This is a genomic window from Saccharothrix sp. NRRL B-16348, from assembly GCF_001280085.1.
In the GTDB taxonomy this organism is placed as follows: Bacteria; Actinomycetota; Actinomycetes; order Mycobacteriales; family Pseudonocardiaceae; genus Actinosynnema.
On record NZ_LGED01000241.1, the window covers coordinates 1 to 18564 of the forward strand.

Annotated in this window: 21 protein-coding genes and 1 pseudogene; 12 read left to right on the forward strand and 10 right to left on the reverse strand. The window is 71.5% G+C overall.

Features of this window, described 5'->3' with window-relative positions; genetic code table 11:
- Positions 1 to 236: 236 nt before the first annotated feature.
- Genes ADK67_RS38075 through ADK67_RS38090 form a run of 4 tightly spaced genes read right to left on the reverse strand, consistent with a single transcriptional unit; the run spans position 237 to position 3330 of the window.
- Positions 237 to 992: a hypothetical protein gene (locus ADK67_RS38075; RefSeq protein WP_157621332.1), complete on the reverse strand. Its 756-nt coding sequence runs from the start codon at positions 990 to 992 to the stop codon at positions 237 to 239.
- Between the two features lie 25 nt (positions 993 to 1017).
- On the reverse strand, positions 1018 to 2025 hold the full coding sequence (locus ADK67_RS38080; RefSeq protein WP_053721433.1) for an aminotransferase class V-fold PLP-dependent enzyme: 1008 nt from the start codon (positions 2023 to 2025) through the stop codon (positions 1018 to 1020).
- A gap of 7 nt (positions 2026 to 2032) precedes the next feature.
- A complete protein-coding gene (locus tag ADK67_RS38085) occupies positions 2033 to 2512 on the reverse strand; it encodes a DUF4442 domain-containing protein (RefSeq protein ID WP_053721434.1) in 480 nt (159 codons plus the stop codon).
- A 41-nt stretch (positions 2513 to 2553) separates the two neighbouring features.
- Positions 2554 to 3330 (reverse strand): SDR family NAD(P)-dependent oxidoreductase, encoded by a 777-nt coding sequence (locus tag ADK67_RS38090; RefSeq protein WP_053721435.1) that lies wholly within the window; start codon positions 3328 to 3330, stop codon positions 2554 to 2556.
- A 56-nt stretch (positions 3331 to 3386) separates the two neighbouring features.
- Between ADK67_RS38090 and ADK67_RS38095 the strand changes: the two genes are divergently transcribed.
- Positions 3387 to 3794 carry a YjbQ family protein gene (locus tag ADK67_RS38095; RefSeq protein WP_053721436.1) on the forward strand — a complete coding sequence of 136 codons (408 nt, stop codon included), beginning with the start codon at positions 3387 to 3389 and terminating at the stop codon, positions 3792 to 3794.
- Here ADK67_RS38095 and ADK67_RS38100 read toward each other — a convergent pair.
- On the reverse strand, positions 3690 to 4721 hold the full coding sequence (locus ADK67_RS38100) for a hypothetical protein (protein WP_053721437.1): 1032 nt from the start codon (positions 4719 to 4721) through the stop codon (positions 3690 to 3692). The two genes, ADK67_RS38095 and ADK67_RS38100, sit on opposite strands and share 105 nt — an antisense overlap.
- A 127-nt stretch (positions 4722 to 4848) precedes the next feature.
- Between ADK67_RS38100 and ADK67_RS38105 the strand changes: the two genes are divergently transcribed.
- Genes ADK67_RS38105 through ADK67_RS38115 form a run of 3 tightly spaced genes read left to right on the forward strand, consistent with a single transcriptional unit; the run spans position 4849 to position 7168 of the window.
- Positions 4849 to 5760, forward strand: a complete 912-nt coding sequence (locus tag ADK67_RS38105) for a hypothetical protein (protein ID WP_053721438.1) — start codon at positions 4849 to 4851, stop codon at positions 5758 to 5760.
- Positions 5757 to 6458 (forward strand): hypothetical protein, encoded by a 702-nt coding sequence (locus ADK67_RS38110; RefSeq protein ID WP_053721439.1) that lies wholly within the window; start codon positions 5757 to 5759, stop codon positions 6456 to 6458. The genes ADK67_RS38105 and ADK67_RS38110 overlap by 4 nt, the downstream gene beginning before the upstream one ends.
- Complete coding sequence (locus tag ADK67_RS38115; RefSeq protein WP_053721440.1) at positions 6455 to 7168, forward strand: HAD family hydrolase; 714 nt, start codon at positions 6455 to 6457, stop codon at positions 7166 to 7168. Before ADK67_RS38110 ends, ADK67_RS38115 begins: the two co-directional genes overlap by 4 nt.
- Positions 7169 to 7258: 90 nt before the next feature.
- On the opposite strand, the gene ADK67_RS38120 is transcribed toward ADK67_RS38115, so the two are convergent.
- The gene (locus tag ADK67_RS38120) at positions 7259 to 9004 is read right to left on the reverse strand and encodes a proline--tRNA ligase (RefSeq protein ID WP_053721441.1); all 1746 of its coding nucleotides are present in this window, start codon (positions 9002 to 9004) and stop codon (positions 7259 to 7261) included.
- A gap of 127 nt (positions 9005 to 9131) precedes the next feature.
- Here ADK67_RS38120 and ADK67_RS38125 point away from each other — a divergent pair, with 127 nt between their 5' ends.
- Both ADK67_RS38125 and yaaA read left to right on the forward strand, forming a co-directional pair.
- A complete protein-coding gene (locus ADK67_RS38125) occupies positions 9132 to 9479 on the forward strand; it encodes a VOC family protein (protein ID WP_053721442.1) in 348 nt (115 codons plus the stop codon).
- Positions 9480 to 9529: 50 nt separating this feature from the next.
- The gene (yaaA, locus tag ADK67_RS38130; protein WP_053721511.1) at positions 9530 to 10267 is read left to right on the forward strand and encodes a peroxide stress protein YaaA; all 738 of its coding nucleotides are present in this window, start codon (positions 9530 to 9532) and stop codon (positions 10265 to 10267) included.
- Positions 10268 to 10362: 95 nt separating this feature from the next.
- On the opposite strand, the gene ADK67_RS38135 is transcribed toward yaaA, so the two are convergent.
- Positions 10363 to 10605 (reverse strand): hypothetical protein, encoded by a 243-nt coding sequence (locus ADK67_RS38135; protein WP_053721443.1) that lies wholly within the window; start codon positions 10603 to 10605, stop codon positions 10363 to 10365.
- Positions 10606 to 10691: 86 nt separating this feature from the next.
- Between ADK67_RS38135 and ADK67_RS38140 the strand changes: the two genes are divergently transcribed.
- The 5 genes and pseudogenes from ADK67_RS38140 (at position 10692) to ADK67_RS38160 (ending at position 15589) form a co-directional block, all read left to right on the forward strand.
- The gene (locus ADK67_RS38140) at positions 10692 to 11642 is read left to right on the forward strand and encodes a helix-turn-helix domain-containing protein (RefSeq protein ID WP_053721444.1); all 951 of its coding nucleotides are present in this window, start codon (positions 10692 to 10694) and stop codon (positions 11640 to 11642) included.
- 66 nt (positions 11643 to 11708) lie between these two features.
- A complete protein-coding gene (locus ADK67_RS38145) occupies positions 11709 to 12221 on the forward strand; it encodes a hypothetical protein (protein ID WP_053721445.1) in 513 nt (170 codons plus the stop codon).
- Positions 12222 to 12514: 293 nt separating this feature from the next.
- A complete protein-coding gene (locus ADK67_RS38150; RefSeq protein ID WP_053721446.1) occupies positions 12515 to 13492 on the forward strand; it encodes a serine protein kinase RIO in 978 nt (325 codons plus the stop codon).
- A gap of 156 nt (positions 13493 to 13648) precedes the next feature.
- A pseudogene (locus ADK67_RS38155) lies at positions 13649 to 13918 on the forward strand (HXXEE domain-containing protein); the annotation flags it as partial.
- Positions 13919 to 14104: 186 nt separating this feature from the next.
- Positions 14105 to 15589 (forward strand): DEAD/DEAH box helicase, encoded by a 1485-nt coding sequence (locus tag ADK67_RS38160; RefSeq protein ID WP_082404442.1) that lies wholly within the window; start codon positions 14105 to 14107, stop codon positions 15587 to 15589.
- Positions 15590 to 15663: 74 nt separating this feature from the next.
- Here ADK67_RS38160 and ADK67_RS38165 read toward each other — a convergent pair whose 3' ends face one another.
- Positions 15664 to 16671 (reverse strand): 4Fe-4S binding protein, encoded by a 1008-nt coding sequence (locus tag ADK67_RS38165; protein ID WP_053721449.1) that lies wholly within the window; start codon positions 16669 to 16671, stop codon positions 15664 to 15666.
- Between the two features lie 82 nt (positions 16672 to 16753).
- Here ADK67_RS38165 and ADK67_RS38170 point away from each other — a divergent pair, with 82 nt between their 5' ends.
- Positions 16754 to 17224 (forward strand): winged helix-turn-helix transcriptional regulator, encoded by a 471-nt coding sequence (locus ADK67_RS38170; RefSeq protein WP_053721450.1) that lies wholly within the window; start codon positions 16754 to 16756, stop codon positions 17222 to 17224.
- A gap of 29 nt (positions 17225 to 17253) precedes the next feature.
- Here ADK67_RS38170 and ADK67_RS38175 read toward each other — a convergent pair whose 3' ends face one another.
- On the reverse strand, positions 17254 to 18081 hold the full coding sequence (locus ADK67_RS38175) for a MerR family transcriptional regulator (protein WP_053721451.1): 828 nt from the start codon (positions 18079 to 18081) through the stop codon (positions 17254 to 17256).
- Positions 18074 to 18541, reverse strand: a complete 468-nt coding sequence (locus ADK67_RS38180) for a VOC family protein (protein WP_231648556.1) — start codon at positions 18539 to 18541, stop codon at positions 18074 to 18076. Before ADK67_RS38180 ends, ADK67_RS38175 begins: the two co-directional genes overlap by 8 nt.
- Between the last annotated feature and the right edge of the window lie 23 nt (positions 18542 to 18564).

Genomic DNA, 18564 nt, shown 5'->3' on the forward strand with positions numbered 1-18564 from the left:
GCGCCGGGGCCGTTGTGGTGCGGGTTTCGTGTCATCCCACCGACCTCCCTCCGGGCTACCACACGTATCAAGGGGGCGGCTAACAGTGGAAGCCGCGGGTATTGGACGCACAGGCCCCCTTGACACGCGCGGTAGGGCACAGCCAGGTCGGCGGGATGACACGAAGCCCTTCCTTTGGGGAGGAAGGGCGGAGGGCGTGCCAGCGGCGGCGTGGGCGGTGGGGAGGGTGTGGTGGGTTAGGCGTTGAGGTCGGAGGCGAGGCGGAAGGCGTCGTTGCTGATTCGCTTCATCAGTCGGTTGTGCGCGGTTTCGTCGGGGGCGTGTTTGACCGTGTCCGACTCGATGATGATCACGTCGCGGTCTTGGAGGCGGGCGGCGAAGCCGCCGTTGGCCAGGGTGGTCAGGTTTGGGACGCGGACGGCGCCGTCTTTGACCAGGTCGTTGACGTTGCCGGTGCCGTCGCGGCTCGTCAGGTCTTTCAGTTTGGCGGCGTCCTCGGTGGTCTTCATCCGCACGATTGACACGGAGGTGTAGACCTTCACCCCGTCGGGGGTGGTCGTTGTGTACAGACCGCGAGTGAGCTGTTGGCACGGCGTGTTGGTCAGGAAGGTCTTGGTCTGACCGTAGGCGTGCGACGCGCAGTCGCTGTCCTTCAGCGGCTCGGGCACGTCCGGTGAGGCGGTGAAGGCGAACTCGCCCGCCGGGGCGGACGTCGTGGTGGGTGTGCCGGTCGGGGTGTTCTTCGGCATCACGACCAGCCACACCAGCCCGGACACCACGGCCACGCCCACGAGGCCCAGGCCCTTGAGCACCATCCCGCGGCGCGGGTGCGCCGTGGGGGCGGCAGGCCCACGGCGCGGCGGGGGCGGAGGTGAGCTCAGCAGCGAGTCCAACTGCCCGATCTCCGACCGCCACAGTGGCGCGGTGTCCGACGGTCGGATGGGCGGGATCCGCTGCGTCACCTCTTGGGGTGATTCGGGAGGAACCGACACAAAGACCCACGGTAACGGACGAGGGTCAGGCGAGCGCTGTGAGCACCTGATCGACATCCGCCTCGGTGTTGTAGAGGTGGAACGCCAGCCGGACGCGGCCGGCGCGGATGCTGGAGCGGACGCCGGCGGCGGCGAGCCGGTCGGCGGCGGCGGGGAGGTCCAGGGACACGATCGCCGTTCCCGCTGGTGGCAGGCCCAGACCGGCGCGCAGGGAGTCGGCCAGGGCCACGTTGTGGTCGCGGACGGCACCCATGTCCAGCGAGGCGAGGTAGGGCAGGGAGGCGGCGGCGCCGAACTGGGACAGCCAGACCGGGGAGAGGTCGAGTTTGCGGGCGTCGGGGGCCAGTCGGAGCGGGAGGCCGTAGACGGTGCTCCAGGGGTCGTCGCCGGCGAACCAGTTGGCGGCCACGGGCACCGTGCGTTCCAGCGCCGAGGGTGAGCACGCCAGCCAGGCGCAGCCGCGGGGCGACATCAGGAACTTGTAGCCGACGGCGACGACCCAGTCCGCCCAGTCGAGGTCGAGAGGGAGCCAGCCGACGGCCTGGGAGGCGTCCAGGAGGACGGGCACGCCGGTCGCGCGCAGGCCTTCCAGGTCGACGATGCGGCCGTCGGCGGACTGGACGACGCTGACGGCGACGAGATCGTGCGCGCCGGCGTGGGCCACGATGTCGTCCAGATCCACTTCGGTGACCCGCAGGTTGCGGGCGGCGAAGGGGAAGGTCAGGCTGGTGAACTCGCCGCGCGCGACGAGGACCGACGCGTCGGCGGGCAGGCCGGCGGCGACGAGGGACACGAGTTGGGAGCCCGACGCGCCCATGGCGACGCGTTCGGGCGGCACGCCGACGAGGTGGCCGAACGCCTTGCGCGCCGTGGTCGCGTGCTCGTCGACCGCGCCGGGGCCGTCCGCGCCGACCGACCACCGGCGGACGGCGTCCGTGACGGCGGTGGCGGTGGGTGCGGGAGGGACGCCGATGCTGGCGGTGTTCAGGTAGCCGAGGGGGACGTCGAAGGTCGTGCCGAAGGCTGAACGCATGGGATCATCAGACGGTCTCGGTGATCCCGTCGTCCACCGAATTGCGGTTCTTGCGGCGGGCGTAGACCTGCTTGCGGGTGCGGGCGACGATGTCGCCGGCGGAGTCGACGACGTCGGTGGAGAACCACAGCAGGGCCTTGTTGTTGGCCGCGGCTTCGGAGCGCAGTTCGTCGAGGTGCTCGTCGGTGAGGTGGAACTCGGCGTGGACGGTGCCGCGGCCGGGCTTGACGAACTCGATCTCGCCCGCCCGGTCCCACACCAGGTGCTCGCGGCCGAGGTGGTGCAGGACGAGCAGCATCCAGAACGGGTCGGTCATCGCGAACAGCGAGCCGCCGAAGTGCGTGCCCACGTAGTTGCGGTTCCACCAGTGCAGCCGCATCCGGACCTTCGCGTGGCGGTAGTCGTCGGACAGCTCGACCACGCGGATGCCGGCGAACAGGAACGGTGGCCACAGGTTCATGCCGCGGCGCAGACGGGAAGCCTTCACGGTGGCTATGTTACCAGTGAGTAATACCTGGGCAGGTGGAATCAGTGCAGGGTGATGACGTTCTTCGTCACCTTGGCGGCGGCGTCCGAGCAGAGGAAGGCGACCACGTTGGCGACGTCCTCGGGTTGGGAGACGTCGTGCTGGGCGCGCACCGCGTCGTTGACCCAGCCGGTGTCGGTGACGCCCGGCTTGACGACGTTGGACGTGATGCCGTGCGGCCAGAGCTCGGCCGCCGCGGACATGGCGTAGTTGTCCAGCGCCGCCTTCGCCGCGCCGTAGGTGACCTCGCTGGGGAAGCCGTCCGGGCCGCCGGAGGTCAGGCCGACGATGCGGCCCCAGTTGCCGCCGCGGGCGATGTGGCGGCGGGCGAACTCGGCGATCAGCAGGGCGCCCGCCCGGGCGTCCACGGCGAACTGCGCGTCGAACGTCTGGGGCGTGACGGCTTGGAGGACGCGGCCGAACTGGTCGGTGTCCACGGCGAGGAACGTGTCCTGCACCCAGCTGGAGGCGTTGTTGACCAGGATGTCGACCGGCCCGAAGACCTGTTCCGCGGTGTCGAAGAGCCTGCCGGGGGCGAGCGGGTCGGCGAGGTCGACCTCCAGCGCGTGGGCCTTGCCGCCGGCCTCGGTGATGGCGGCGACCACGTCCGCCGCGTCCGACTCGCGGGCCGTGAAGTACTCGCGCGGCAGGCTCGGGTCCGGCGCGGGCGCGAAGCGGAGGAACGTGATGAGGACGTTGACGCCTTGGGCCGCGAGGACCTTCGCGGTCGCGGCGCCGATGCCCTGGTTCGCCCCGGTGACGATCGCGGTGTGGATCACGGAGGGGATCGTGCCTGATCGGCGGCGGTGGCGCACCGGGTTTTAAGCTCTGGAGGATGCGCAGCGAAGAGATCGAGATCCGCACCGGCTCGACCGAGGTCGTCCACGATCTCACCCGCGCCTGCGAGGACTTCCTGGCCGACGTGGACGGCGACGGCCTGCTGCACGTCTGGGTGCCGCACGCGACCGCGGGCCTGGCGGTGCTGGAGACCGGCGCGGGCAGCGACGACGACCTGCTGACCGCGCTGCGCGAGCTGCTGCCCGCCGACGGGCGGTGGCGGCACCGGCACGGGACACCCGGTCACGGCCGTGACCACGTGCTGCCCGCGCTCGTGCCGCCCTACGCGACGATCCCGGTGCTAGGCGGTGTGCTGGCGCTCGGCACCTGGCAGTCGGTCTGCCTCGTCGACACCAACGTCGACAACCCCGTCCGCAAGGTCCGGCTGAGCTTTCTGGCCGGGTAGCAGCAGGACGAGCAGTCCCGCGGCGGCGAGTCCCACGAACACCCAGACCTGGGCGGTGTCCAGCGCCCCGCCGTGCAGCAGGGCGCGCACGCCCTCGGTGGAGAAGCGGAACGGCGTCCAGGACCACAGCAACGTCCGGTAGACGGGGTCGATCAGCTCCGGCACCTGGCCTGCGACGGCGGGCGCGATCAGGTACAGCGGGCCGAGCAGGGCCATCGCGCGGATGCCGAGCAGCCTCAGCAGCGCGCCCTGGACCAGCGCGAACGCCGCGGCGACGAGCGCCAGGTAGCCCAGCACGGTCGTGGTGAGGGGCAGGGACGAGTCCCACAGCGCGAAGAAGCCCGCGACCACGGCGACGCCGAGCACGGTCGTGGTGGCGATGCCCGTGAGGCGGCCGACGAGGGACGGCCTGCGGGCCACCACCGTGAACGCCGCGGCGGCGATCAGGCCCGCGATCCACAGCAGCGCGCTCGCGGCCAACGGCGCCGTGCGACCGGCGGCCGACGCCGGGTTGAGCGTGACGACCTCCGCCTCCATCCCGGCGCCCTGGACGACGCCGCCGAGCACCTGCTGGGCGACCTGCGTGCCGGACGGGTTCACCGCGCCGGACAGCAGCACGGTCGCGCCGCCGGGCGCGAGTTCGAGCACCCCGTAGACCTCTTGGCGGGACAGCAGGTCCCGCGCCTCGTCGGGAGTGGTCACCCGCCACGAGACTTCCGCCACGTCGCTGCCGGCCAGCTTGTCGGCGACACCGCGCAGCTGCGGCGGCGCGTCGGCGCCCACGGCGACCGCGAGCGGCACCGCGTCCGGGTGGACCGTGGCCTGGACGCCGAACGTCAGCAGGCCCAGTACGAGCGCGATCAACGCGCCCGCGGCGGCGGTGGCCACCGCGATGACCGACGGCGGCCGGTCGTGCAGTGCGGCCATGGTGCCCTCCTAGGTAGTTCATCATGTGTTGAATTAGAGGCTACGGCGGGCCGCTCGCAGAAGTCAACGTGCGCTGAATTAATCGGAGCGGTCCGGGCCGCGAGCGGCAGCGGGTACGGTTTGGGCCGTGACTTACCCAGGTGACGGGCAGTCCGGCTGGGGCGGCCAGCCCAACCAGGGCGATTGGGGCCGGCAGGACCAGGGCTACCCGCAGCAGGTCTTCCCGCAGAACTACGGCGGCTCGTACGGCGGCCTCGGCGTCTTCTCCGGCGGCGAGGAGCCACCGCCCGAGAAGAAGAGCAAGGCCAAGCTGTGGCTGGTGATCGGCGCGGTCGTCGTCGTGCTGGTCGGCGGCGGCGTGACCGCGTTCGTGCTGACCCGGCCGGACGGCACGCCGCCGGTCGCGCAGACGACGAGCAGCACGCCGACGACCACGACCACCACGGCGAAGACGACGCAGTCGACCCCGCCGAACGCCACCTGCGAGCCGCTCAAGCAGGGCTGGAACTGCCTGCCGGTGACCGCCCTGTCGTACAGCTACGACGTGCCCAAGGGCTGGACGCCCGCGCAGGGCACCGCGCCGGTCGAGGGCATGGAGGACGTGCGGCTGACCGGCCTCACCGTCAGCGGCGCGTACGACTGCGGCGGCAAGGGCTTCACCCGCGGCGGCGCGGGCGGCGTCGTGGTGCCGCAGACCGACCTCACCGCGGTGGCCAAGGACTTCGCCCAGAAGCTCGCCACGCAGTACTACAAGTCCGCGCCGACGTCCGAGGTCAAGCTCGGCGAGCCGAAGCCGGTGAAGGTGCCGAGCCCGCTGGGCGACATCGAGGGCGTGCAGGTCGACGCCACCGCCACCACCGCCGGCAACGAGTGCCTGGCCACCAAGGGCATGGTGAAGGTCCTGGTCCTCAAGGGGGACAAGGGCTTCCACGTGTTCATGGCGAACGGCGACCTCGAAGGCGGCCCGGCCGAGCCGAAGCCGCACCCCGAGGCCGACCTGCAGGGCATGGTGGACTCCGTGAAGCCGTTGAGCCGGTGAGCTACTCCGGGCTGGGCGTCTACCAGCAGCAACCGCCGAAGCGGCCCAGCCGCGCGCCGCTGTGGATCGCGCTGGCCGTGGTCGCCGTGCTGGTCGTCGGCGCCGGCGTCACGGCGATCGTGGTGCTGAACTCCGGCGACGGCCGGGCGGCGGAGCCCACCTCGACGTCGACCACGTCGTCCGCGGCCGAGCCGGACTGGCAGGCAGTGGAGGACGAGAAGGCCGGGCTGACCTACGAGCTGCCGCCGTCCTGGGAGGCCGGCGGCGCCGGCTCGTCCGGGCGGGTCAAGCTGAGCACGACGTACGTGTCGCGGCCGTTCCAGTGCCAGGGCCGCAGCATGATCCAGGCGCAGGCGATGGCGGGCTCGATCGTCCACGAGGACCCGGAGCAGGTCGCCACCGAGCTGGTGAAGCGGATCGCCGCCGGCGGGTACACGGTGAACAACGCGCCGCCCGAGATCGGCGAGCCGCGCGTCGAGACCGGTGACGGCGAGGTGGTCCGGCTCAGCGTCGAGGTGACGCCGAAGTCCGCCAACGCCTGCTACGCGCCCAAGGCCACGGTCAGCGCGGTGGCGATGCGCAACGGGTCGGAGGTGGCCGTGTTCGTGCTCAACGTCGCCGAGGGCGGGCCGCACGTGGCCGAGGGACCGTCGGACGACGACGTCGAGCGCATCCTGGGAAGCGTGCGGCAGTCGTGAACACGTTGGTGCTGTGGGACATCGACCTGACGTTGATCGACGCCAGGGGCCTCGGGCACGAGTGGTACCGCACCGCGTTCCGCGCGACGGCGGGCCTTGACCTCGTGCACGTGCCGAGCTTTCCCGGCCGCACCGAGCGCGCCATCACTCGGGAGCTGCTGACGGCGCACGACCTGGAGCCGACCGAGGAGCTGGTGACCCGGCTGCACGCGGAACTGGTCGACGTGGCCACGCGGGAGCGCGACCTGCTGCCGGCGCGGGGGCACGCGCTCCCGGGCGCGTCGGCGGCGCTGGAGGCGTTGGCGGGGCAGGCGGACGTCGTGCAGTCGCTGGTCACCGGGAACCTCGTGGAGATCGCCCGGTACAAGCTGGCCGCGTTCGGGCTCGACGAGCACCTGGACTTCGAGATCGGCGGCTACGGCTCGGTGTCCGAGCACCGGCCCGAGCTGGTGCTGGAGGCGGTGCGGCTGGCCACGGCCAAGCACACCCGCGAGTTCCGGTCCGTGGTCATCGGCGACACGCCGCACGACGTGGACGCCGCGCTGCACCACGGAGCCGTCGCCATCGGTGTGGCGACGGGCCGCAGCAGTGTCGCGGAACTGCGGGAGGCCGGCGCGCACGTCGTGCTGGACGACCTCTCCGACACGGCAAGCGTGTTGCAAGCGGTGTTGAATGGCCGCTGCTCCGCAGACGGCGGCTCGGTCGCCTGAAAGTCGGTCGTTCGCGCCCTGATTCCCGACGATCGAAAAGCGTGATCGCCGGGAATGAGGACGCGAACGACCGACGCGACCTCGCGGGAGCTAGCCCTTGACGACGTTCAGCAGGTGCTGGACCGCGTCGTCGACCGGCACCTCTTCGCGCTCGCCCGTGCGCCGGTCCTTGACCTCGACCAGGCCGTTCGCCAGGCCGCGGCCCACGACCAGGATCGTCGGCACGCCGATCAGCTCGGCGTCGGCGAACTTCACGCCCGGGCTCGCCTTGCGGTCGTCCAGCAGCACCTTCACGCCGGCCGCGGACAGCTCGCCCGCCAGCTTCTCGCCGCCCGCGAGCAGCGTCTCGTCCTTGCCGGCGACGACCACGTGCACGTCGGCGGGCGCGACGTTGCGCGGCCAGATCAGGCCGCGGTCGTCGTGGCTCTGCTCGGCGATCACGGCGACCAGGCGGGACACGCCGATGCCGTACGAGCCCATGGTGATCCGGATGGGCTTGCTGTCCGGACCGAGCGCGTCCAGCCCGAACGCGTCCGCGTACTTGCGGCCGAGCTGGAAGATGTGGCCGATCTCGATGCCGCGCGCGGCGACCAGCGAGCCCTTGCCGTCGGGCGACGCGTCGCCCTCGCGGACCTCGGCGACGTCGATCGTGCCGTCGGGGGTGAAGTCGCGGCCGCAGACCAGGTCCACCACGTGGTGGTCGGCCTTGTCCGCGCCGGTCACCCAGGCCGTGCCGCGCACCACGCGCGGGTCGACCAGGTACTTCACGCCGTTGGCCTGGATCGCCGCCGGGCCGATGTAGCCCTTGACCAGGAAGGCGTTGCGGGCGAAGTCCGCCTCCTCCAGCATCGCCACCTCGGCGGGCTCGACCGCCGCCTCCAGGCGCTTGAGGTCGACCTCGCGGTCGCCGGGCAGGCCGATGGCCAGCAGCGACCAGTCCTTCTCGCCGGGCGCGCGCGTCTTCACCAGGACGTTCTTCAGCGTGTCCGCGGCGGTGAAGGTGCGGTCGGTGTTGGCGTTGAGGAAGTCGACCATCGTCTTGATGGTCGGCGTGTTCGGCGTGTGGTGCACCTGCGCCTCGGGGTGCGCCGCCGGGTCCTGCTCGGGGGGCGCGGGCGTGACGACGGCCTCGACGTTCGCCGCGTAGTCCGACTCCGTGCTGCGGACGAACGTGTCCTCGCCGGTCGGCGCGACCGCCAGGAACTCCTCCGACGCCGAGCCGCCCATCGCGCCCGACGTGGCCGAGACGATCACGTACTCCAGGCCGAGCCGCTCGAAGATGCGGACGTAGGCCTCGCGGTGCCGCTGGTAGGACTCCGCCAGGCCTTCGTCGGCGAGGTCGAAGGAGTAGGAGTCCTTCATCAGGAACTCGCGACCGCGCAGGATGCCCGCGCGGGGACGCGCCTCGTCCCGGTACTTGGTCTGGATCTGGTAGAGCGTGACCGGGTAGTCCTTGTACGAGGAGTACTCGCCCTTCACGGTGAGCGCGAACAGCTCCTCGTGGGTGGGTCCGAGCAGGTAGTCGGCGCCCTTGCGGTCCTTGAGGCGGAACAGGTTGGGCCCGTACTCGGTCCACCGGTTCGTCGCCTCGTAGGGCTCCTTCGGCAGCAGCGCGGGGAACTGGATCTCCTGCGCGCCGAAGGCGTCCATCTCCTCGCGCACGATCTGCTCGATGTTGCGCAGCACCCGCAGCCCCAGCGGCAGCCACGAGTAACCGCCCGGCGCGACGCGGCGCACGTAGCCGGCGCGGACCAGCAGCTTGTGGCTGGGTACTTCGGCGTCGGCCGGGTCCTCGCGCAGGGTGCGCAGGAACAGCGACGACATCCTCGTGATCACGGTGGGCGCTCCTCGTGGGCGGGTTGTCCGGGAAAGGGTAGTGAACGTGCCCTGATCAGTTCCAACGGGTTAGCCCTGGCACGCGAACGCCCGGAATTGTCGGTGGTCGGGTCTACCGTGCCGCGCCATGACGCTGACCATCGGCATGATCACCATCGACACGACGGACCCGCACCGGCTGGCGGACTTCTGGACCAAGGCGCTCGGCACGTCGGTGCAGCACGACTGGGGCGAGTTCCTGGTCCTCGGCGCCGTCGAGGGCGGGCTCCAACTGGGGCTGCAACGCGTCGACGACCCGACGCCGGGCAAGAACCGGGTGCACTTCGACTCCCACGTCGAGGACCGCGTGGCCGAGGTGGCGCGGTTGGTGGGGCTGGGCGCGACGGAGGTCGGCGAGCACACCGTGCCGGGGCTGACCTGGACCGTCCTGGCCGATCCGGACGGCAACCAGTTCTGCGTCGGCCAGTTGGGCTGACCGAGGTTCGGTGGGGTCGGTCGGCGAGCGGGCGCATAGGCTTGCCCGTCGTGTTGGTACTGCTCCCCCCGTCGGAGACCAAGGCCCTCGGTGGCTCCGGCGCGCCGCTCGACCTCGACCTGCTGTCGCACCCGGAACTCACCCCGGTGCGCGGCAAGCTGGTCGACGCCCTGGTCGACCTCGCCGCCGACGTGCCCGCGAGCCTCGCCGTGCTCGGGCTCTCCGAACGCCAGGCCGGCGAGGTGGAGCGCAACGCCGAGCTGCGCCGCTCGCCGACCCTGCCCGCGCTGGCCAGGTACACGGGAGTGCTGTACGACGCGCTCGCCCTCGGCACGTTGACGAAGACCGAGAAGTCCCGGGCGTTCGCGCGGCTCTCGGTGGCGTCGGCGCTGTTCGGCGTCGTCGGTGGTGGCGACCCGATCCCGGCCTACCGGCTGTCCGGCGCCAGCGTGCCGCCGTCCGTCGGGCCGCTCGGCGGGCTGTGGCGGCCCGCGCTCGAACCGGTGCTGGCCGCCGCCGACGAGTTCGTCGTCGACCTGCGGTCGAGCCCGTACACCTCGCTGGCCCGGATTCCCGCGGCGGCCGTGATCCGGGTGGTCACGGAGGACGGGACGGGCCGCCGCAACGCGGTCAGCCACTTCAACAAGGCGCACAAGGGGCGGCTCGCGCAGGCGATCGTCAAGTCGCGGTCCGAGCCGGGCGACCTCAAGGGGTTGATCAGGCTCGCGGTCCGGGCCGGGCTGCGGGTGGAGCCGACCGGCCCCAAGACCGCCGACCTGATCGTCTAGCCGGATCGTTCGACCGGGATCGTTCGGCAGGGTCGTGCGGGCGATCGTTGGGCCGGGGTCGTCCAGGTGATCGTTCGGCCGGATCGTCGAGCGGGTCAGGCCGAGCGGGCCGGGTGGATCGAACGCACGGGCCTGGCCTGGTGGCGGGGCGCGGTGCGGGTCGTGGTCGTGTGCGCGGCGGCAGCGTGCAGGTCGGCCACCACGCGCGGCAGGTCGCGGTCTTCGGCGGTCGTGCTGCCCGCCAGGCGGGAGCCCAGGTGGAGTTGGCGCCGGTGGTTGCGCTCCAGGCCGTAGACGACCAGCGCCACGACGGCCAAGGCGAAGAGGATCGCTGTCATGGCACCAACTGTGCGATGCGCAAGAATCCGCCACAATTGGCAGTCTTGCCGTTGTGCGTCGAAATCCTGCCAAGTACTGTGACGGCATGCTGCGCACCGTGTCCGCCGTGGTCATCGACGGCCTCACGCCGTTCGAGTTCGGCGTGCTCTGCGAGGTCTTCGGCGTCGACCGCACCGACGACGGCGTGCCGCCGATCGACTTCCGCGTCTGCGGCGAACGCCCCGGCGAACCGATCCGCACGGACGTCGGCGCGTCCGTCGTCGCCGATCACGGCCTCGACGCGCTGGCCGACGCCGACCTGATCGCCGTGTCCGCCGCCACGATCCGCGACGAGTACCCGCCGCGCCTCCTCGAAGCCATCCGCGAGGCGCACCAGCGCGGCGCCACGCTGCTGTCGGTGTGCAGCGGCGCGTTCGTGCTCGGCGCGGCGGGCCTGCTGGACGACCGCCGCTGCACCACCCACTGGCGCGAGGCCGCCGCGCTGGCCAGGCGCTTCCCCCACGCCAAGGTCGACCCGGACGTGCTGTTCGTGGACGACGGCGACGTCATCACCAGCGCGGGCACGGCCGCCGGCATCGACGCGTGCCTGCACGTGGTCCGCCGCGAGCTCGGCGCGGCCGTCACGGCGACCATCGCGCGCCGCATGGTCGTCGCGCCGCAGCGAGACGGCGGCCAGCGCCAGTTCGTCGAACTGCCCACGCCGGCGCACGAGGCCGACAGCCTCCAGCCGCTGCTCGCCTGGCTGCAGGACCGGCTCGACGGGGAGCACACCGTCACCAGCCTGGCCGAACGGGCGAACATGTCCGAGCGCACGTTCGCCCGCCGCTTCGCCGCCGAGACCGGCACGACACCGCACCGCTGGCTGACCACCCAGCGGGTGCTGCGGGCCCGTCAGCTCCTGGAGGAGACGCGGCTCACCGTGGAGGACGTGGCGCACCGCTCGGGCTTCGGCACGGCCGCGCTGCTGCGCCACCACTTCACGTCCGTGGTGGGCGTGTCGCCAAAGGATTACCGCCGGTCTTTTTCGCACCGCTGACCGCCGTTTGTGTGACGGAACGTCGGGAATTGTCACCACTCGTGAGGGTGGTGACAGAATGCCCGGGTGACCCCCGACACACCCGCCGACAGCTCAGGCACCACGTTCTCGGAACCGGTCACCCCGGAGCAGTTGCGGGGGATCACCGAGGACCTGCGAACCGACGCGCTCGACGCGCCGGAAGCCCTGAAGCGGGTGTGGGCGGGGGTGTGCCTGGCCCGGCTGCTGGGCCTGCGCCTGGCCCTGGCCGACGCCAAGTGGCAGCAGCGGCAGGGCAACGCGGAGTCGGTGGAGCACCAGCTCGCCCGTGACCTCGGCACGTCGGCGACGTTCACCGACACCACTCTCACCCTTCCCGGCACCGCGGCGCCCCGACCGCTCGCGCCGGACGAGGTGGACGACGCGGTGGCCGCGCTGGTCGAGTTCAGCGGCACGGCCCGGCAGCGGATGCTGGCCGTCGCGCCGAAGGCGTCGCAGTGGCACGACGAACGCGTGCTGCGGCACGACTCGCTGGTGATCGCCCAACTGGCCGCGGCCTGGAAGGGCGAGCGCAGCAGCTACCGCGCGGAGTCGCGGTGAAGCCGCGGAACCGCGGAAGTCGGGTGCGGCAGACCGAAGTCGCGGCGGACCGTCCGAAGTCGCGGTAATTCGGTTGCGGCAGGGCCGGACGGCCGGGCAACCTATCGCACGTACGCGCAGAGCGCCGGTGGTGGCAGACCACGGCGGAGTCGAGGAGGTGCCTGATGGCAACAGCTGTCCGGGACGTGGCACCGACCCGTCCGCTCGCCCCGCTCGCCTGACGCGAACCCGCGCGAAAGACCACACCGCGCCGGGTGGGGGCGATCACTCCCACTTCACCTGGAGTTCATCCAGTGCGCGAGCACGAGCAGTACACCGAGTTCGAATCCGAGTTCGACCACGCCGACGACCTCAGGTGGCGTGCCAAGAAAACGAAGAAGGCCCAGGCCCGCACCGACGGCGACGTCGAGCCGGGCCGCCGCGGCCGGCTCACCGAGGAGGCCAAGGACCGCCTCGCCCAGATGCGGGACGACGCCGTCGCGGCGGACGTCCCGGAGGACGGCGACCGCTGGTCCACCTGGGGCGACGCCGACCAGGGCCCGAAGCCGTACCCGGACTGGCTGGTCACGGACCTGGCCGCGGTCGACCGCGAGCTGGGGATCGTGAAGACCGGCAAGGAGGCGGACGTCTTCCTGCTGGAACGCGCGATGCCCGACACCGACCGGTCGTGCCTGCTGGCCGCGAAGCGGTACCGCAGCAACGACCACCGGCTGTTCCACCGGGACGCGGGCTACCTCGAAGGCAGGCGCATGCGCCGGTCGCGCGAGATGCGCGCGATGACGAACCGCAGCGCGTTCGGCCGCAACCTCATCGCGGAGCGGTGGGCGGTGGCCGAGTTCGCCGCGCTGGCCACGCTCTGGCAGTTGGGCGCGCCGGTGCCCTACCCGGTGCAGCGCGACGGCACCGAGCTGCTGCTGGAGTTCGTCGGCACGGACGGTGCGGCGGCGCCGAGGTTGGCGCAGCTGCGGCCGGAGCCGGACGAGTTGCTCGACCTGTGGCGGCAGCTGGTGGACGCGCTGGGCGTGATGGCGTCCGCCGGCCTGGGGCACGGCGACCTGTCGGCGTTCAACCTGATGGTGCACGACGGGCGGCTGGTCGTGATCGACCTGCCGCAGGTAGTGGACCTGGTGGCGAACCCGCGCGGGCCCGAGTTCCTGGAACGGGACGTGCGCAACGTGGCCGGCTGGTTCACCGCGCGCGGCCTGTCGCCCGAGCTGGCGGAGCCGCGCGAGGTCACCGAGATGCTGCTGGACCTGGCCGGACTGCGGTGAACGAGGGCCGGACGAGGTCGGAGACGGCCTCGGGCGAACGGGGCTCGTCCGTCGCCGGCCGGCGGTAGACGAGCGGGCCGAACGGCAGGTCGCGCGCGAGCTCCGGGTCGACACCGGCCCGGAGCTCGGCGCGCGCACTGCGGGAAGTCGAAGTTCTTCGAGGCTGCGCTCGCCGGCTTCGGGCGGCACGCCGTCACGCACGTCGCGGGTAGCGTGGTGTTCCGCGGTCGCACGCCCGGAGTGCTCACCGCGCCGACCGTCGTTGCTCCGTTCAGCTGGTGCGCGCCGCGTCGGCCGAAGCGGGCAGGGATCGAGGTGAACGCGTCGCGACGTGGCCTTTCGTGGTTCCCGATGATCGTCGGCGCGGCACTCGCCACCACCCGTGTGCGCGAGAACACCGCCGGGATGACGAACTCCGGCGCGTGATCAGCTAGACTGAGTGGTGCACCGCCCGGTGGCGCCACTGAGTGCCCCAGGCCGCCAGAGTGGCCGGTGGTGCTTCCCAACCACTATCGGCGCGATCCGCGCGCCGGGCCCGTCCCCGCGATCGCGCCTGCTCAAGCAGAGCAATCCTCGAGACGTGCCGTGTCCCGGAGGTTTGTTTTGCCGACAATGTCCCAAGGCCGTTCCGAGCGCCCGCAGTTCCGCAAGCCCCGCAGTAACAGGCGCCCAGGCCAGGGCAACCGTCGTCCCGCTCCCGCCGCGGAGCTGACGACCACCATTCCCGAACACGTCGAGAGCACCATGCCCGAGGGCCCGCTCCCCTCGTTCGCCGAGTTGGGCCTGTCCGACGAGCTGCTGCGCGCGCTCGAGCAGGCGGGCATCACCGACCCGTTCCCGATCCAGGCCGCCACGCTGCCGGACGCCATGGCGGGTCGTGACCTCCTGGGTCGCGGCCAGACCGGCTCCGGCAAGACGCTGGCGTTCGGCCTGGCGCTGCTGTCCCGCCTGACCGGTGGTCGGGCCAAGCCGCTCAAGCCGCGCGCGCTCGTGCTCGTGCCCACCCGCGAGCTGGCGATGCAGGTCGAGGAAGCCCTCAACCCGTTCGCCCGTTCGCTCGGCCTGTGGTGCCGCACGGTCGTCGGCGGCACGTCGTTCCCGCGTCAGGTCGACGCCCTGCGCCGTGGCGTCGACCTGCTGATCGCCACCCCCGGCCGGTTGTCCGACCACGTGCGGCAGGGCACGGCGGACCTGTCCGAGGTCATGTTCACCGCGTTGGACGAGGCCGACCAGATGGCGGACATGGGCTTCATGCCGCAGGTCCGGGCCATCCTCGACCTGACGCCGCAGGACGGCCAGCGACTGCTGTTCTCCGCGACGCTGGACGGCGACGTGGACAAGCTGGTCCGCCAGTACCTGCACGACCCGGTGGTCCACTCGGTCTCGCCGCCCACGGGCAGCGTCACCACGATGGAGCACCACCTGCTGTTCGTGTCCGCCGAGGACAAGCAGAACGTGGTCACCGAGGTCGCGGCGCGCGAGGGTCGCACGATCATGTTCGTGCGCACCAAGCACCACGTGGACAGGTTGGCCAAGAAGCTCCGGTCGATGGGCGTGCACGCGGGCGCGTTGCACGGCGGCAAGGCGCAGAGCGCGCGCACGCGCGTCCTCGGCCAGTTCCGCGAGGGCTCGATGCCGGTGCTCGTCGCCACGGACGTGGCGGCGCGCGGCATCCACGTGGACGACGTCAGCCTCGTCGTGCACGTCGACCCGCCGGCCGACCCGAAGGACTACCTGCACCGCGCGGGCCGCACGGCGCGTGCCGGGCAGTCGGGCACGGTCGTCACGCTGGTCACGCACGACCAGCGGCGGGCCGTGCAGGGCCTGACGGCGCGGGCGGGCATCCGTCCGGCGTCGGCGAAGGTCCGTCCCGGTGACGAGGAGCTGGTGCGCATCACCGGCGCCCGCGTGCCGAGCGGCATCCCCGTGGTCGAGCCCGAGGTCCCGGTCCGCGCCCGTCGCGGTGGCGGCGGCGGTGGGCCTCGTCGCAGCGGCGGCGGCAGCAACGGTGGCAGCTTCGGCGGCTTCCGCGGTGGCCGTTCCGAGCGCGAGCGCGGCGGCTCCTCCGGTCGCCCGCGCCGGGTGGCTCAGCACTAGTTCGACCAGCGGTTCTCTGACGACGGCGGCACCTCACCCGGTGGGTGGGGTGCCGTTGTCGTGCGCGGGTGGGGTTACAAGCCGTTCGAGACCTCGCGGACGGTCTTGTGGGGGAAGCGTTTGCGGACGTGGGTCTCGGCTGGTGAGCCGGGGACCACGTAGACCGGTTCTTCCTTGTCCTGCAGTGGTTTCACGACGGTGGCGAGGAAGGCTTTGCGGTCGTCCAGGAACGGGCCGATGACGTCCTCCCCCGCCGGGCACGCGGCCATGCAGTAGGCCGCCTTGTAGTTCGGGCGGAACGCCAGGCTCTGCCACAGGGACGCCGATTCCGCCGGCGTCACGCGGCGGCGGTAGTCCTCGCGGTCGGTGCTGTCGGCGACGTTCTCCACCCAGTCGGTGAAGCCGCTCATGAACTCGCGGTAGTTGTGGGTGTAGCAGTCGAGGAAGTTGAAGTCGCCGTCCTTCGAGATCGCGCCGACCGGGCACGCCGACACGCACAGCTTGCACTCCAGGCACGGGTTGAAGTCGGTCGGCCGCGAGAGCTCGTCCACGTCGAAGTCCGCCACGACGGTGCCCAGCAGGATGAAGTTGCCGAACTTCGGGTGGATCACGTTGCGGTGGATGCCGATCCGGCCGAGACCGGCCGCCTGGGCCACGAGCTTGTGCGAGACCACCCAGCCGCGGCCGGGGAAGTCGTCCATCTCCTGGGGGAAGGCGGCGGCCGGGTGGACCACCCGGTGACCGGCCTCCTGGAGCGCCTTGGTCAGCCGGTGCCCGACCGCGTCGGCGTCGTCCAGGGCGTGGTGGAACTCGGTGTTGGCGATGCTGCGCATCGGGCTGCGGACGTTGTCCCGGTTCATCCGCACGCAGAACGCGATGTAGGTCCGGGCGCCCGGCAACGCCGTGCGGGCGTGCTCCAGGTCCACCGCGAGGTCGGGCGAGTCCACCGACACGAAGCCGACGTCGTCCGCGCCGGCTGCTGTGGCCAAGTCCCGCAACCACGCCGTGCTCACTGGTGTGGGTGGTGGTTGCGGTGGGTTGTCCCGGGCGTGGCGCACGGTCGGGTGGTCTTCGAGTCGCATGACTGTCCCCTCGGGCTGAGTCTTGCGACGCAACTTAGCCTGGCTGGGTTTCGATCGGCAACCCTGCGGTAGGGTTGGTGGCATGGGAGTCGTCATCGACAACGACCGGTGTTCGATCGCGCGGGCGCTGGTGCTGCTCGGTGAACGGTGGTCGTTGCAGATCGTGCGTGACATCTCCAACGGCGTCCGGCGGTTCGAGGAGCTGCGCGATCACCTCGGCGTGGCCAGGAACGTGTTGAGCAACCGGCTGTCGTCGCTGGTGGAGGCCGGGTTGCTGGAACGCGTGCCGTACCGGGAAGCCGGCTCCCGGCAGCGGTTCGAGTACGCGTTGACGCCGTCGGGGCGCGAGTTGTGGCCGGTGTTGATGGCGTTGATGGCGTGGGGTGACCGTCATCTGGCCGACGGGCCGCCGCCCGTGGAGCCCGAGCACGTCGGGTGTGGGGGGAAGGTGTCGTTGGTGCCGGTCTGTGAGCACGGGCACGTGGTGGAGCCGGCGCGGGAGTTGGGGTTGAGGCTCGGTGCGGGTAGGGCCTGGGGTGCTGCGGGCGCGTAGGTCCCGTCATGCGGTTGTGCGGCCCTCTGCTACTGCCACTTCGCGGTGTCGGGGTCGATGCCGTGGGCGCACGCGTTGGCGTCGATGACGCGGCGGAACCACGTGGCCAGGCCGGCGCGGATGCCGTTGTAGTGCGCGGCGTAGCCCGGATCGGTCTCGAACATGCGGCCGAGGCAGACCTGCATCTCGCGGGTCAGGGGGAAGTACGAGGAGAAGACCTCGCGGTGGGACTCGGCGAGTGCGTTCGCCTCCGGACTGCCCGGTGCGACGCCGGCGTCCATCGCGTCCGCGAGGGCGCGGTCGAGCTTGGTGACGGTGTCGGCGATGGCCTGCCACTCCTCCGGGCCGCGAGCGGCTGAGCGTTCGGCGTACTGGAGCCATTGCGTCGTGTCCCCGTAGCGCTGACGGGCTTGGGCGGACCAGTCCGGGTTCCAGTCGGGGCCGAAGATCGCGGCCTGCTGCTCGGCGGTCAGCAGCAGGCCGCGTTCGTGGGCGTCGATCATCCGGTCCAGGCCGGTGCCGAGTTGCCGGAGGCGTTCGATCCGTTCGGTGACCTGGGTGCGCTGCTCGCGCAACGCGGCGGGCACGTTGGCGGTCGGATCGTCCAGGACGGCCCGGATCCGGTCCAGGCCGAGACCGAGTTCGCGGTAGACCACGATGCGGTGCAGGCGTTCCAGATCACCGGAGGTGTAGAGCCGGTATCCGGCGGCCGTGCGCAACGACGGTCGCGCGAGACCGATCTCGTCCCAGTGGTGCAGCGCGCGGATGGTCACGCCCAGACGGGTTGAGACCTCGCCGACGGTCAGGCCGTCGGCGTCGGCGGCGGCGTTGGCGGCGTCGGTTACGGCATCAGGCATGCTCCTTATTGTCGCGGTTGTTGCTGGTTTTGCTGGTGGTGTGGCCCAGGTCCGGTGCGGTGATCCCGATGGCTTCAAGGTTCCGCGCCTCCTGGCTGTTCGGGTCGAACGGCTTCGCCGCGGTGAAAACGACCCGTGCGTTCTCGGGGGTGATCACGGTGACATCGCGCGTGGTCCACGGGGTGTCCCGTGGGCCCTCGACCGAGTCCGGGCGCAATGCGCGACAGGATTCGACGATGGAATCGACCTCGCTGAGGACGCACGCGAAGCTGACGCTCATCGCGGGCGGCTCCTCCGGGACGTTCTCCGCCGAGATGAGGAGGACGTCCTGGAAAGCCCACCGGCGCAGGTGCACGAGAGTGCCGGGGATGCTGAACAGGTCGAAGAAGCCGAGCCCGCGAGTCCAGAAGTCGACCGAAGCCGCCAGGTCGGCGGTGGGGATGGTCACGAACGCGGGCATTCCGTAGATGCCGCGGAACGGCT

Excerpts from the sequence above, each read along its gene's own strand:
- ADK67_RS38080 (WP_053721433.1), bottom strand. The coding sequence starts at position 2,025 with ATGCGTTCAGCCTTCGGCACGACCTTCGACGTCCCCCTCGGCTACCTG.
- ADK67_RS38095 (WP_053721436.1), top strand. The coding sequence starts at position 3,387 with ATGCGCAGCGAAGAGATCGAGATCCGCACCGGCTCGACCGAGGTCGTC.
- ADK67_RS38100 (WP_053721437.1), bottom strand. The coding sequence starts at position 4,721 with ATGGCCGCACTGCACGACCGGCCGCCGTCGGTCATCGCGGTGGCCACC.
- ADK67_RS38125 (WP_053721442.1), top strand. The coding sequence starts at position 9,132 with ATGACGCTGACCATCGGCATGATCACCATCGACACGACGGACCCGCAC.
- ADK67_RS38135 (WP_053721443.1), bottom strand. The coding sequence starts at position 10,605 with ATGACAGCGATCCTCTTCGCCTTGGCCGTCGTGGCGCTGGTCGTCTAC.
- ADK67_RS38140 (WP_053721444.1), top strand. The coding sequence starts at position 10,692 with ATGCTGCGCACCGTGTCCGCCGTGGTCATCGACGGCCTCACGCCGTTC.
- ADK67_RS38160 (WP_082404442.1), top strand. The coding sequence starts at position 14,105 with ATGTCCCAAGGCCGTTCCGAGCGCCCGCAGTTCCGCAAGCCCCGCAGT.
- ADK67_RS38165 (WP_053721449.1), bottom strand. The coding sequence starts at position 16,671 with ATGCGACTCGAAGACCACCCGACCGTGCGCCACGCCCGGGACAACCCA.
- ADK67_RS38170 (WP_053721450.1), top strand. The coding sequence starts at position 16,754 with ATGGGAGTCGTCATCGACAACGACCGGTGTTCGATCGCGCGGGCGCTG.
- ADK67_RS38175 (WP_053721451.1), bottom strand. The coding sequence starts at position 18,081 with ATGCCTGATGCCGTAACCGACGCCGCCAACGCCGCCGCCGACGCCGAC.
- ADK67_RS38180 (WP_231648556.1), bottom strand. The coding sequence starts at position 18,541 with ATGCCCGCGTTCGTGACCATCCCCACCGCCGACCTGGCGGCTTCGGTC.